The sequence below is a fragment of the Bradyrhizobium sp. STM 3557 genome, assembly GCF_045571465.1.
Taxonomy (GTDB): domain Bacteria; phylum Pseudomonadota; class Alphaproteobacteria; order Rhizobiales; family Xanthobacteraceae; genus Bradyrhizobium.
On the sequence record NZ_CP120697.1, the window covers coordinates 1,441,977 to 1,454,226 of the forward strand.

Genomic DNA, 12,250 nt, shown 5'->3' on the forward strand with positions numbered 1-12,250 from the left:
CGGATCCACAACCGCAAAGCGAAACGCCCCGGCATGCCGGGGCGTTTTTGCTCTCGATACCTCGTGCCCTTTGCTCCAGCATGCGGTTCCAGGCGGCGCTTGTGGGGATGATGGTGTCACCTTATCTATGGCTCCTCCACGGCGTAGGCCGATGCCCGCCAGTGCAAAAACAGTCAGGGGAAGCTGACAGGCCCCCGAAGTTTCATCCAGGAGCACCTAGAATCCGGCTGGGTCGTACGCCGAGTGTCGCGGGCGGAGCGACGGGCCATGGGCGGAGCTGGTCGGGTTGCGCAGCCGATCGCCCGTGCGGTGAGGTTGGCGGCATGGGCCGCAAGGGGTCTGGTATCTCAGCAAGGAGTGCGGTCGATCATTGTTGTAGTCGGCGACCCATGTTCTCAGCAGATGCCGGATTGCCTCCAGCATCGCAGACGCCACCAGGTTGGTACGAGGGTGTCGTGACAGGCCCGCTTGGAGCGGACGCGATCACCCACCAGTTGCCTTCGCTGCGAGAGAGGTCTGGCTCAACACTTTGCTCGATGTGCCGATTGATCATGTGGCTCTCGCGCCCGTGAATCGGGGTCGCGAAGATCGCGGCGGCAACCAGGCCAGCATACAATGCCTTGGACAGGACTGACCCGATAGAAGTTTTGAATGCCGTCATTGTTATGATTCCTTTCAAATAGGTCTTTCTTTCGAGGGGCAGAGATCGATTACTACCAGAGACGAACGTGTTGGCTCGCGTATTCCATACGCGATGCTGAGATGACCAGGACGTGAGCTTCGGGCCGGACCGTCTCGCGATCGGAGCCAGCGCTCTCGTGACCTGCGACCTCAGTTTTTTTGGACGATCTGTCGGTTGTGAATTTCAGCTTGCTCCGCCGCGCGCCGCGCAAATCCTGCCCGACGTTGCAGATGTAACTGTCGCTCAGGGACACGACCACATAGTCGTCACTGAGATTGAGGTTGAGCAGCGTGTCGCCATACGCGCAGAACGTCTTCGAATACATGTCACGCAACGTCGGTTGCCGGCTGGCGCCATGAAACAGCCAATGGCGGTAGCCTTCTCCCAATGGCTTGCCGTGAATCTGCTCGGCGATAGCCTTGCCTGTCCAGGTCTGGATCGGGACGCGGCTGGCGGCGCCGGTGTCGCTGGTCCGCACCGGCTTGGTGGTCGCGCTCTCGGCTTCGGGATCAGGTTGCACGCGAGGTTGGGCAGCCGCCTGATTCATCGGTGGACCTTTCGGACTATGCAGAATGGGGGCCTCGGTCGCCTATCTCGGCCCGATAATGAGGATGGTCTCCGAAGCTAGGGAACGATCGCTAGATGCGGCACCTTGCGCGCAGGTGCGGCAGCTTCGCCTCTCGTTCAGGGACGGTGAGCCGTCACCAGTGTCCGCGCGGGCGATAGTTCCGCGCCACCGCAGGGGTGAGCGGCCGATCGATCTGTCTCTCGCCGGTATCGCAGGCCAGGCGAGTGCATGACAGCTCCCGGCGGCATCTTCCGACACGATCGGCTATGTCCGGGCTCAGCACAGCGCGCGCGAGGTCGACGATCCGCGTTACGAAGTAACATATTACGATCGACATCGAGCCGACTCACGAACTGCAGCCGGCGGTGCGCAGAAGTGGAATGCCATGAGCGTTCGTCGGCGATGCGCATGCATTGGTCGGTGCTTTGCTTTCCTGTCCTGATCGTGAACACCAAACTATCAATTGTGTGTAGACGCTGAGAGGCGATGACGGGCATGCGTCAGCTCTCGCGAGTCATTGGTGTTTGGGAGTGACGAGATCGTGCAAACAGTCAAACGAAGACGTATCCGCCGCGCACTGGCGACCATCCTCTTGCTTCCGGTTGTGCTGATCGTGACGGTCGCCATCGCCGGGTGGTGGGAGCTGCGAGCAAGCCTCCCGGTGCTCGACGGCGTCGTGCACGCGGAGGGACTTTCGGCGCCGGTGACGATCGACCGCGATGCGCTCGGCGTGCCCGTGGTCAGCGGTAGCGATCGCGCCGACCTTGCCTATGCCACCGGCTTCCTGCATGCGCAGGAGCGCTTCTTCCAGATGGACCTGTTGCGCCGGTCGTCGGCCGGAGAACTGGCCGAGCTGTTCGGCCGTGCGGCGCTCGATTTCGATCGCTCCCGTCGGCTGCATCGGCTTCGGCATCACGCCGAAGCCGCTGTTGCAGCGGCGTTCGAGGACGAGCGCCGCCTCCTCACCTTCTACACGCGCGGCGTCAATGATGGACTCCATGCGCTGGGCGCACGTCCGTTCGAATATCTCGTGCTGCGGAGTACGCCAGTGGATTGGCGTCCGGAGGATACGATGCTGGTCGTCTACGCCATGTATTTCGACCTGCAATATGACGAGCTGGCCTCGACGCTGTCGCGTGCGATCCTGCGCGAGCGCCTGCCGGACGACATGTTCGCGTTCCTGCTGCCCAATGCGAGCCATTGGGATGCGCCGCTCGATCAGGCCACGAGCCTGACGCCGGCGATGCCGGCCTTGCCCACGTCAAAGCCGGATTGGCTTTCGTCGTCGAGATCGTCAGCGATCGATCAGCATGCCGATGAGATTGCCGGCAGCAACAGCTTTGCCGCCGACGGCGCACACACCGGCACAGGTGTTGCGATGATCGCCAACGACATGCATCTCGGCTTGCGGCTGCCGAGTACCTGGTATCGGCTATCGTTGCACTATGCCGACGCCTATGGGGGCGAGCATAGCGTGATCGGCGTGAGCTTGCCGGGCGCGCCGGCGATCGTCGTCGGCAGCAATGGGCACGTCGCCTGGGGCTTCACGAACGCCAACGGAAACTTCCTCGATCTGGTGCGCCTGGATGCCGACGTGTTGCAAAGCCTGCGCTATCGTTCTGCCGACGGCGGCACCGAGCAGGCCATGCGCGAAGTGGAACGGATCGCGGTGAAGGGAGCTCCGCCGGTCGACTTCCCCGTGGTCGAGACGCGCTGGGGCCCCGTGATCACCGCTGCCGGCAACAGCTACGCGGTGCATTGGATCGCCGCCGCGCCAGGTGCGGTGAGCATGCATCTCATGGATATGGAAAGCGCCAATGATCTCGCGGCCGCGATCAAAGTCGGCCAGAGCAGCGGCATCCCGACGCAGAACCTGCTCGTAGCCGACGCCGCCGGCCATATCGGCTGGACCTTGGCGGGGCCGCTGCCGCGACGCGCCGCACCAAGCCAACGCCTGCCGATGACCGGCGATCAATCATGGTCGGGATTGTTAGCGCCGCAGGACTATCCTGTCCAACTGGACCCCGCACAGGGGCGGCTCTGGACTGCGAACAACCGACAGCTCAGCGGCGAGGAACAGGACAAGATCGGCAGCACGAACACCGACATGGGCGCGCGGGCCAGCCAGATCCGGGACGATCTGCTGGCGCGCGATACGATCGATGAGAGAGGCATGCTCGCGATCGAGCTCGATGACCGCGCGCTGTGGATCACGTTCTGGCGGCAGCTTCTGCTCGGTGCACTCGATGATGCGGCGCTTGCCGGCCATCCCGAACGCGCCGAGATGAGGCGGCTCGTCGAGCAATGGAACGGCCGCGCCGACATAGATGCCGCCGGCTATACGCTGGTGCGCGGCTTCTATCAGTCGCTCTACGATGCCTGGTTCGGCGGGCTCGATGCCGAGCTGGCGCGCGTCGATCCGAAGGCGAGCTATCGTAGGGCGACACAGCGCACCGAGGCGGTGATGGAGGTTCTGGCCAATGCGCAGGTCTGGATGCCGCCCGGCATGGCCGACTGGCACGCGTTCCTGCTCAACCGCATCGACGCCGTCATCGCCGAGACGACACAAAGCGGCATCGCTTTGAAGGACGCGACCTGGGGCCACACCAACCGCGCCGCAATCGCGCATCCGCTGGCGCGCTTCCTGCCGTGGCCGCTCGCCGGGCGGCTGATGGCGCCTGCTGATCCCTTGCCGGGCGATTCACAAATGCCGCGGGTGCAGAGGCCGGGCTTCGGCGCCTCCGAGCGCATGGTGGTGTCGCCGGGCCTTGAGGCGACGGCCGTCTTTCATATGCCGGGCGGCCAGAGCGGCCACCCGCTGTCGCCGTTCTTCCTCGCGGGCCACCAGGCCTGGACACAAGGCGAGCCGCTGCCGTTCCTGGCGGCGCCTGCGGTCTATCATTTGGCGCTGCAGCCGTGATGGCCCGCTATAGTCGTCGTAGCTAACCTCTCCCCGCTTGCGGGAGAGGTCGGATTACGAGTCAATCTGGGTGAGGGGAACAGGTCTAACGGCTTACATGGAGCAAGCGTCTGCCCCTTTTCTGCACGGCCATGAATTGTGCGGTGGAAGCGACTTAGCGCCTTGGCCGGTGGCCACCGGCCAAGGCGTGGCGAAGTCGCCCGTTACCCCCTCCGGCTACAACCGTGGGTGAGCTCTGGGATCTTCGCCATGTCACGCACGACCGAATAGTCGCTTGAGTTCCGATCGCATGGACAAGGCATGTGACCGTGAAGAAGACGATTTGTAGAGTGGACGTTTCGAAAGCCAAATTCGATGCATGCATCGAGCCCGGTCATCGGTTCGCAAGTTTCAATAACGATACAGCGGGAATTGCAGAATTGGCCGCATTCTGCCGAGAGCACGCTGTCGATCTGGTGGTGATGGAAGCCAGCGGCGGTTACGAGCGACGAGCTTTCCTCCAGTTGTGGGAGCAAGGCATCAGTTGCGCGCTGACCAGCGTCCGCCGCTGTGCCGAGGCGAGGGGCGTCCTGCGGAAGACAGACCGGATCGACTCCTCCGTCATTGCTCGGTTCGCGGGGCCAGGAACCTGGCTCCGACGCCGCCGCCGAGCCAGGCCCAGCAACGCCTGAAGTCCCTGGTTGCAAGGCTCAGGCAGGTCACCAATCATCGTGTCATTTTGAAGGGGAAAGCCCGGGCGGCAGCGTCGGGGTGCCGAGGTTAAGAAACCACGACGTTTGGCGGACTAACAGGCTTCGCTATCAGGTAGTGCAACGTAGCATTATGATCGTGCGACGAATGCCCATATCCGGAAGGAGTCCAGTGGTGCGACCACTAAGTCATTGATTGTTCTCTAGCCGTCGCTATCTCTTAACCAGCCGTTCTGTCGGAAATTTCAGATGCTTGCGTCAAAGCACTCTCACGCATGCTGGCGCGAGCGCCGAAGATCATGGCCACGCGGCCGGCGAGATAGAGAAACGAAGCCGACTCCGACAGCGGCTAGCCCGTCAATAGCACGTCAACAGCAAATTGCGTTTCGTTCCGATCTTGTTCTTATTTCGTTTGAATACCTACCGATCCTTTCGCTTTGATTTCGCACGAGAATTCGTGTTCCGGACTACCTTAACATAGTAGCGGTCACAAGGGGGGCCCAGCACCTTGCCAAGCGCTCACGCCACCATACTAAGGACAAACAGCGGTTCGTCTCGTCGGTGGTTGCGTATGATTCCTTCCCTGGGCATCGCACTTTTTGTTTTCCGAATATCGGAGTACGCCTTATTCAGGAAACACTTACGATTTTTCCGATCGCGGCCTCGGCCTACTGGGCCAATCGCCATCGTCTTGCGTGGAGACGGTAACGCGCGGCGTGGCGCCGCGGTCCAGCGTCTCACGCAATGACATCGCATCAAATCGTAGTTCAGCTGACGCGCCCTAAGTGAAGCCCGCAGCTTCCGATCACGCCTTCGGATCCGGGACCGGATGAAGACGAGTACCCTCTGGCGTTACCCCTGCCCAACATCGCGGCAGCTTCGACTGGGTGGAACCGGAATAAATCGAGAATCATCTGACGGCGAAACGCTCCGCGAAGGTTCGCACGGGCCTTGTCAGGAAACGACGTACGGCTGTCCTGATCCGCGGGATCGTGCTCGTTGTCCGGGGCACGTCTCCTTGCGACATATGGGTGAGCCCGTCCCATTAATCGCGCCGAACGGTCGACGGCAAGCATGACGAACTGAGCGCAAGGAGCACGAGATGACCCCCAGCAGCATCGTTCCTCAGGCAAACGAAGAGCGAACTCATTCAACAATGATGGCTTGGCGCGTGCACGAGTTTGGGTCGCCAGAGGTCATGAAGTTCGAGCGCGTGCCGCGACCTGAGCCAAGCCCTGGAGAGGTCCTGGTCAAAGTTGCGGCCGCTGGCGTTGGCCCATGGGATGGCTGGATCAGGTCCGGCAAGAGCGCTTTGCCGCAGCCGCTCCCCCTCACTCTCGGCTCGGATATTTCGGGTGAAATCGTCGCGATGGGACCCGGAGACACCGAACTACGTGCCGGAGATGAGGTTTTTGGTGTTACGAACTCGCGGTTTATCGGGGCCTATGCCGAGTACGCTGTGGCGTCCGCAGGGATGGTTTCGAGCAAGCCAACCTCGCTAAGCCACGTTGAAGCCGCGTCCGTCCCTGTCATTGCCGTGACGGCATGGCAGGCGTTGTTTGATCACGCCCAGCTCGAAGCAGGTCAAACCGTGGTTATTCATGGGGCGGCCGGCAACGTCGGATCCTATGCGGTTCAACTGGCCCATCTCGCAGGTGTGCAAACTATCGCAACCGTATCGACGGGCGATATTTCCGTCGCGCGTAACCTTGGTGCAAACACGGTGATCGACTACCGAACTCAGCGCTTTGAGGAAGAAGTTCGGAACGCGGACGCTGTCATTGATCTTGTCGGCGGCGAAACTCAAGAACGCTCATTCGAGGTCCTTCGTCGCGGCGGCAAGCTGATCTCTGCAGTGTCCCGCCCGGATCAGGATCTTGCAAAGCGCTACGGTGTTGAAGCCGCCTTCTTTCTGGTCAACGTCACGAGCCAATATCTGACGAAGATCGCTCGCTTCATCGATGATGGAAAGCTGCGAACAAAGGTCGGGGCAGTCTTACCCCTGGCGGACGCGCGCGAGGCTCATTTGATGCTGGAACGCGTGCGGCCTCAGCCGAAAGGAAAGATCGTGCTCGACGTCGGAGCGAGGTGATCAGCATCGTTTCGTCGTTGCGCTCGCGCGCAACGCGCAGCCAGGATCCACACTAACTCTTGAAAGGACGCAACAATGACAACCCGAAATCTCGCCCAGGCTCTCGTCATTCCCGATTCCTTGCTCGCGAAAGAGGCGACAGACATCCTGCGCGAACATTCCACCGATCTGCTGTTCAATCACTCGATCCGCGTCTACCTGTTCGCGGCCGAGCAGGGTCGTCAGAGGAATCTGCGCTTCGACCGTGAACTCCTTTACGTCGCCGCCGCATTTCACGATCTTGGCTTGATCAAGAAGTTCTCGAGCCCGGACGAGCGCTTCGAGGTCGATGGCGCAAATGCCGCCAGACAGTTTCTTAACACCCACAACATCGCTGAAGATCAGGTGCAGACTGTCTGGGAAGCAATTGCGCTGCATACCACCCCCGGCATCCCGAAGCACATGGGGCCCGAAGTGGCGCTCCTCAACTCCGGTGTGCTTCTCGACGTCATCGGGGTGGGGTTCGATCAATTCCCAGCGGAAGTCCGCGAGGAAATCGTGGCCAAGTACCCGCGCATCAATTTCAAAGAAGGCTTCATTCAGGAGTATTTCGCCGGTTTTGCGCACAAGCCGGCGACGACGTATGGCACCGTCAACGCCGCTGTCTGCGAACGTTTCATGCCGGGGTTCAAGAGCCCGAACGCTTGCGACTTGATCGCGGCTTCGCCCTTCCCGGATTCCCAGCATAGGGCTCACAATCATGACTAGGACCTATCCTGCGCTCCAGGAGCTCAATCCCGATCGCGTGCAAGCTACCAGCGCCGACTCGCTGGCCTCCCTCATCTGGCTAACCCTCGGCGCTTTTGCCATCGGCACCGAGGGGTTCATGATTGCCGGGCTGCTCCCGACCCTGGCGCGAGACCTGGAGATCGGTCTGCCAGCCGCCGGTCATCTGGTCACCGCCTTCTCCATCGCTTATGCCATCGGCGCGCCGGTCATGGCCGTGTTGACGGCCGGGCTGGAGCGGCGTCGGCTGCTGGTCGTCGCCATGGGCGGCTTCGCCCTGGGCAACCTGCTCGCTGCGCTGGCGCCAAACTATGCCGGGCTGTTGGCCGCGCGGCTGCTGTTGGCCCTGTCGGCAGCAAGCTTCATGCCGGCGGCCAGCGGATATGCCGCAGCACTGGGAGGTCCGGAGCGGCGTGGCCGCGCCCTGTCCACGATCACCACCGGGTTGACCCTGGCTATCATCGCCGGCGTGCCGCTGGGCGTACTGGTGGGGCAGGGCTTCGGCTGGCGCGCCACCTTCTTCGGTGTGGCGGGGCTGGCGGTGTTCTCGCTGTTAGGGATTCTCCTCCGGCTGCCGCGCCAACGGCCTGGCATCACGGCCGGCCTGAGTGAGCGTCTGGCGCTGGCCAAGCGCCGCGATATCGTCGGGGTGCTGGTGACCAGCGTGCTGACCGTGGCCGGCACTTTTACGGTCTACACTTATCTCAGTGTATTCATAGCCGGGGTCGGCGGCCTTGGCCCGCAAGCGCTGGCGCCAGTGCTGCTGGGCTTTGGCTTGGCCAGTGCGGTCGGCACCCAGCTCAGCGGCAGCGCGGCGGACCGTTGGGGCGCGCGCAGTGTCGTGATCGCTGATGGGGGGCTTGCCTTGCTGGCCTATCTTGCCTTCTCGCTCAGCGCGGCCCTCGAGCCGGCGCGGGCAATGCTCGTCGTGTTGCCGGCCATCCTGATTTGGGGGTTCGCCAGTTGGGGGCTGATAACGGCGCAGCAGGCGCGGCTGGTGGCGTTGGCTCCGGCACTGGCGCCGATCAGTCTTTCGATGAATTCCTCGGCGATCTACCTCGGCAGCGCGATAGGTGCCGCAGCGGGCGCTGTGGTCATTTCCAATGGCGCGATGGAGCGGCTGGGGTGGGTGGCTGCAGGATTCGCTCTGGCCGCGCTGCTCTCTGTGCTGCTCAGCGGCAGCAGCACGTCAGGCCGAAGTTGATGGCGGGGGCGAGGGTTTCACATCGGAAGCTTCACCATGACCATTAGCTCGGCTCTGCGTCCCGGTTTCAAGCAGTTGCGAGAACTCGTTAGAAGAGGAGGTGCGATGATGTCGATCAGTGGATTTGCCTATCGGATTGGTGTTGTATCAAACCCTCGAGGTATGTCGGCAAAAGCAGCGAGAAGAGCAATGCGAACGGCCGCCGTCCCGCTGATAGCAGCAGCGATCGCCCTGGGAGCTTCGCCAGCGATCGCGCAGGACCGGGAGCAGGTGAAAGTCGCCTTCGCGCACGCATTGCCGAATGTCGAAGGAAAGAGGCTGGTTGCTGTGACGGTGACTTATCCTCCCGGAGCCAAATCGCTCGCTCACCACCACGCAGCGTCAGCTTTTATCTACGCCTATGTGCTGTCTGGGGCCATCCGTAGCCAAGTCGGCGACGAACCCGCGAAGATCTATCACGCAGGCGAAAGTTTTTACGAAATGCCCGGTTCACATCACAGGGTCAGTGAGAACGCGAGTGACAACGAGCCCGCCAGCTTGCTGGCGGTCTTCGTTGTGGATTCCAAGGACGACCCCTTGACCACGCCAGAGAAGGCGCCGGGATCACAATAATGGCGCGACAAATTCGCCTGTTGCCGTAACGATCTTTTTTTGGACCTGCGTGGGCCGCTTGGTTGGCCGCTGGGAGAGCAAAATGGACCAATAGAAGTCCATGGCCCCTGGTTGATCCCGGATGCGCAGATGTTCGTTCTGTTGCCTCCCGGATCGCGCCAGGCCTTTTACAGGGTCCGGACTACCTGCATAATTAAGGCTCCAGGGTGGAGAGGCAGTAGCAGGTGCCGGTACAAGCTGTCGCGATCGTCGTCTGTGAGGGGGTCCAGGCCCTGGACGTGGCGGGGCCGATGGATGTGTTCAGCGAGGCGAACACGTTTCTCGGCAGCGCGGATCGCTACGAAACCGTATTGGTTGCTGCTCACCGCAATCCGCTGCGCGCGTCGAACGGCATACGCATGGTCGCCGACCTGACCTTCGATGAGGCGCCGGGCGGCTTCGACATCGCTCTGGTGGCCGGCACTCCGACGCCACCGGAAGCGGAGCCTGAGCCGTGCCTGCTTCAGTGGGTCAAGGAGCTGCCGTGGCGCTCGAGCCTTTATGGATCGATCTGCACAGGGGCATTTGTCCTTGGCTATGCCGGCCTCCTGGACGATCGGCGTGTCACAACCCATTGGCAGGATGCACAGGCGCTGGCGGCCAGGTTTCCGAAGGCAAAAGTTGAACCTGATTTGATCTATGTGCGCGATGGACGGCTGATCACCGCCGCCGGTGTGACTGCGGGGATAGATCTCGGCTTGGCACTCGTCGGGCAGCGGCACGGTGCCGAAACGGCGCTCAAAGTTGCCAAGCGGCTGGTCGTGGTTGCCCAGCGCCAGGGCGGACAATCGCAGTTCAGTCCGTATCTCACAGCACCTGCCGATCCGGAATCGCCCATCGCACGCATCCAAAACCACGTCATGGCGAACATTGGGGATCGCCACACGCTGGAGTCGCTTGCCGCTGTGGCCGGCATGAGCCCCCGGAATCTGGCCCGGCATTTCGGGCAGGTGACCGGCACCACACCACACGAATTCATCGAGCGCGCCCGCGTTGATACCGCGCGCATGATGCTGGAAGCAAGCGACCGACCGCTGAAGGCTATTGCCTTCGATTGCGGCTTCGGATCGGCGGACCGGATGAGGATTGTCTTCAGCACCCGTCTCGGTGTGACCCCTGTCCAGTACCGCGCCAGCTTCCGGCGAGCAGAACCGGAATAGTTCGCGAGCTATCGACGATAGAGCAGTCGTCTCCTGCTGCCAGGAAGGCTCCGACAGGCCTGCTGTCAGGAAACGACGTACCGCTGTCCTGATCCATAGCATCCCGCTCGTTGTCCGGCGCCGGGCTCTGTTGCCTAATACCGACATGCAAGCAGCCCATTACTCAACCGAGGAGATTGCTCCATGTCCGAGATCATCGCCGGCATCCGCGTTCCCGACAGTGCTATCGCGCGCGCCGCCACGCAGCTCGTGCGCGATACCGAAGACGACCTGCTCTACAACCACAGCCGCCGCGTCTTCTTGTGGGGCGCGCTGACTGGCGAGCGTCGCGGGCTGAAGTTCGATCCTGAGCTGCTTTACCTTGGCGCGATGTTCCACGACATGGGCCTGACCGAGAAATACGCGAGCCCCAACCTGCGCTTCGAGGTGGACGGGGCCAACGCCGCACGCGACTTCATGAAAAGCTACGGTGTGCCCGAGCGTGACATCGAGGACGTCTGGACTGCGATCGCGCTCCATACCACGCCCGGAATCCCCGAGCATATGCGCCCGACCATTGCGCTAGTGACCGCCGGCGTGGAAATGGACGTGCTCGGCATCGCCTATCACGACTTCACGCATGAACAGCGCGATCATGTCTGCGTCCATCATCCGCGCGAGACAAACTTCAAGGAGAATATCATCGATCACTTCGCCAACGGCATTATCAAGAAGCCGCTGACGACGTTCGGAAATGTGAAGGCCGATGTCTTGGCGTTGAAGGACAGGAACTATGTCCGTCAGAACTTCTGCTCGATCATCCTTGGCTCGGCCTGGCCGAACTGAACCCTCGTTGCCATAGAAAGAGGCCGAGATGGGCATCGACCATGCGACGATATTCGGCCCCGAAGAGCCGTGATCGGCAGGTGTGAGAAGCAATCGAAGAGGAGAGATCACCATGGGAAGCCGGGAAGAACTGATCCAGCGTAGCATTTCGTTTCTACGGGAAGTCAAGGACATGACCGCCGGAGCTGAGATGGAGCGTTGGCTTAACGAGACCTATGGCGAAAACAGCGCGCTCTACCAGGATCTGGCTCGCCTGATCAAGATCGGGGTCGAGGAGGGATGGGCGGTAAACCAGGAGGTGGACGGTCCGAACTACCGGCGCAGCCGCATCCTGGAGCCGACTCCCGAAACGTTCCAGTTCAGCATCACCGCCGTGTACATGAACAGCGCCGATCCGCGCCGCTTCAAGGACGAGGACGATCACGACGTGCTGCGTGGACAGTACCATGGCCATCCCCATGGCGAGCTCAACCTCGTCGTGCCCCTGGACAAGGGCGCGGAGTTGAAGGGATTGCAGGGCCGGCAGGGACCGGGCTGGACGGCACCCGATCCGGGCAGCAGGCACTATCCCGAGGTGACGGGCGGCGCGGTTATCGCGCTGTTCTACCTGCCGGCTGGACGCATCTCATACGATTTCAAGGCTCCCGCCTGATCATCCAACAACACATTTCGAGGCGGCGCTACGCGGCGTGCC

Annotated in this window: 12 protein-coding genes; 9 read left to right on the forward strand and 3 right to left on the reverse strand. The window is 61.9% G+C overall.

Annotated elements, in window-relative coordinates:
- Nucleotides 1-216: 216 nt before the first annotated feature.
- From P6U24_RS06455 to P6U24_RS06465, 3 genes are read right to left on the reverse strand one after another with little or no spacing between them, the layout of a single operon-like run.
- Nucleotides 217-423, reverse strand: coding sequence for an integrase core domain-containing protein (locus tag P6U24_RS06455; protein ID WP_407158331.1), 207 nt, complete (start codon nt 421-423; stop codon nt 217-219).
- Nucleotides 368-661 (reverse strand): hypothetical protein, encoded by a 294-nt coding sequence (locus tag P6U24_RS06460; protein WP_407160819.1) that lies wholly within the window; start codon nt 659-661, stop codon nt 368-370. Before P6U24_RS06460 ends, P6U24_RS06455 begins: the two co-directional genes overlap by 56 nt.
- 52 nt (nt 662-713) lie before the next feature.
- A complete protein-coding gene (locus P6U24_RS06465) occupies nt 714-1,229 on the reverse strand; it encodes a hypothetical protein (protein ID WP_407158332.1) in 516 nt (171 codons plus the stop codon).
- A gap of 562 nt (nt 1,230-1,791) precedes the next feature.
- Between P6U24_RS06465 and P6U24_RS06470 the strand changes: the two genes are divergently transcribed.
- From P6U24_RS06470 to P6U24_RS06510, 9 genes are all read left to right on the forward strand, one after another.
- A complete protein-coding gene (locus tag P6U24_RS06470) occupies nt 1,792-4,170 on the forward strand; it encodes a penicillin acylase family protein (RefSeq protein WP_407158333.1) in 2,379 nt (792 codons plus the stop codon).
- A gap of 302 nt (nt 4,171-4,472) precedes the next feature.
- A complete protein-coding gene (locus P6U24_RS06475) occupies nt 4,473-4,841 on the forward strand; it encodes a transposase (RefSeq protein ID WP_407158334.1) in 369 nt (122 codons plus the stop codon).
- Between the two features lie 1,120 nt (nt 4,842-5,961).
- Nucleotides 5,962-6,951: an NADP-dependent oxidoreductase gene (locus tag P6U24_RS06480; protein WP_407158335.1), complete on the forward strand. Its 990-nt coding sequence runs from the start codon at nt 5,962-5,964 to the stop codon at nt 6,949-6,951.
- A 75-nt stretch (nt 6,952-7,026) separates the two neighbouring features.
- Nucleotides 7,027-7,698: an HD domain-containing protein gene (locus P6U24_RS06485; RefSeq protein WP_407158336.1), complete on the forward strand. Its 672-nt coding sequence runs from the start codon at nt 7,027-7,029 to the stop codon at nt 7,696-7,698.
- Nucleotides 7,691-8,920: an MFS transporter gene (locus tag P6U24_RS06490; RefSeq protein ID WP_407158337.1), complete on the forward strand. Its 1,230-nt coding sequence runs from the start codon at nt 7,691-7,693 to the stop codon at nt 8,918-8,920. The genes P6U24_RS06485 and P6U24_RS06490 overlap by 8 nt, the downstream gene beginning before the upstream one ends.
- Nucleotides 8,921-9,109: 189 nt before the next feature.
- Nucleotides 9,110-9,532 (forward strand): cupin domain-containing protein, encoded by a 423-nt coding sequence (locus P6U24_RS06495; RefSeq protein WP_407160800.1) that lies wholly within the window; start codon nt 9,110-9,112, stop codon nt 9,530-9,532.
- Between the two features lie 224 nt (nt 9,533-9,756).
- Nucleotides 9,757-10,731, forward strand: coding sequence for a GlxA family transcriptional regulator (locus P6U24_RS06500; protein WP_407158338.1), 975 nt, complete (start codon nt 9,757-9,759; stop codon nt 10,729-10,731).
- A gap of 183 nt (nt 10,732-10,914) precedes the next feature.
- Nucleotides 10,915-11,556 (forward strand): HD domain-containing protein, encoded by a 642-nt coding sequence (locus P6U24_RS06505; protein ID WP_407158339.1) that lies wholly within the window; start codon nt 10,915-10,917, stop codon nt 11,554-11,556.
- Nucleotides 11,557-11,668: 112 nt separating this feature from the next.
- Nucleotides 11,669-12,208 (forward strand): DUF4863 family protein, encoded by a 540-nt coding sequence (locus P6U24_RS06510; RefSeq protein ID WP_407158340.1) that lies wholly within the window; start codon nt 11,669-11,671, stop codon nt 12,206-12,208.
- The last annotated feature ends 42 nt before the right edge of the window (nt 12,209-12,250 follow it).